Annotated in this window: 1 protein-coding gene and 1 pseudogene; both read right to left on the reverse strand. The window is 68.0% G+C overall.

The window, feature by feature from the left end; genetic code table 11:
* Nucleotides 1–467: pseudogene (locus G3I60_RS43610) on the reverse strand (carbohydrate ABC transporter permease); the annotation flags it as partial.
* Between the two features lie 55 nt (nt 468–522).
* On the reverse strand, nt 523–1136 hold a 614-nt coding region (locus tag G3I60_RS43615), incomplete at its 5' end, for a carbohydrate ABC transporter permease (protein WP_164608542.1).

Here is a 1136-nt window from a genome sequence, read left to right on the forward strand (position 1 = left end):
ATCGACCCGATCAGGTGCTCCGCGGTGATCTCCAGGAACAGCGGCACCACCAGCGTCGCGGTCGGCATGAGCATCACGACCAGGGTCGAGACGAGCAGCGCGTGCCGGCCACGGAACTCCGTCATGGCCAGGGCGTACCCCGCCGGTACGGCCACGCAGAGCGTGATGACCAGCGAGATCACCGCGTAGAGCGTGGAGTTGCCGAGCCACTGCAGGACGGCGTGGTCCTGGAACGCCGTGAGGGCGTCCCAGTTGGTCTTGAAGGCGTGCCAGGAGCCGAAGGACAGCGGGCTGCCGTGCACGAGTTGCTGGTCGGTCTTGGTCGCCGCGAGGGCGAGCCACAGCACCGGCAGCACGAAGAACACCATGAACACGGCCAGTACGGAGCCGGTCAGCAGGCGGGGCGCGAGGCGGCTCGGGGAGCGGGGGCGCCGCCGCTCGGAGGCCTGGTGGTGCGCTCGGCTCATGACGCTTGGTTCCCGTTCCGTGCGTGGTGTGACGGTGGCCGGTCCGGCAGGGGTCCTAGTCGGCATCGAAGAACCCCGACCGTGCGACGAAGACCGCGGCGGCCGACACACTGACGACCAGAAGCTCCACCGAGACCGCGGCGGCACCGTTGATGTTGTTCATCTGGAAGGCGAAGTCGTACGTCAGCTGGTTCAGCGAGTAGTCGCGTCCGGCGACGCCCACGCTGGCGAGGGAGAGCAACTGCGGTTCCACGAACAGCTGGGCGCCGCCCGCGAAGGCCAGGATCACCATGTACACGATCCACTTGCGGAGCATGGGGATCTGCACACGCCAGGCGGTCTGCCAGGCGCTCGCGCCGTCGATGCGGGCGGCTTCCATGACGTCCTTGGGGATGTTGTTCAGCGCGCCGTAGATGACGACGATCCAGCCGCCCGCGCCGGTCCAGAACGCGATGACCGTGAACAACAGCGGCAGGTTCCCGGGTGCGATGACCTCACCGAAGGTGTGGAATCCCAGCGTGCCCAGCAGTGAGCTGACCGGGCTCACCGCGGGGTCGAGCATGAACAGCCACACCAGCACGCTCGCGGCCCCGGCGAGGGCACCGGGGATGTAGAAGAGGAAGCGCAGGGACTTGCTGACGGCGCCCGAGGCGAGACGGTGCAGCAGCA

Origin of the sequence: Streptomyces sp. SID13666 (genome assembly GCF_010548325.1) — a bacterium.
Taxonomy (GTDB): domain Bacteria; phylum Actinomycetota; class Actinomycetes; order Streptomycetales; family Streptomycetaceae; genus Actinacidiphila; species Actinacidiphila fildesensis.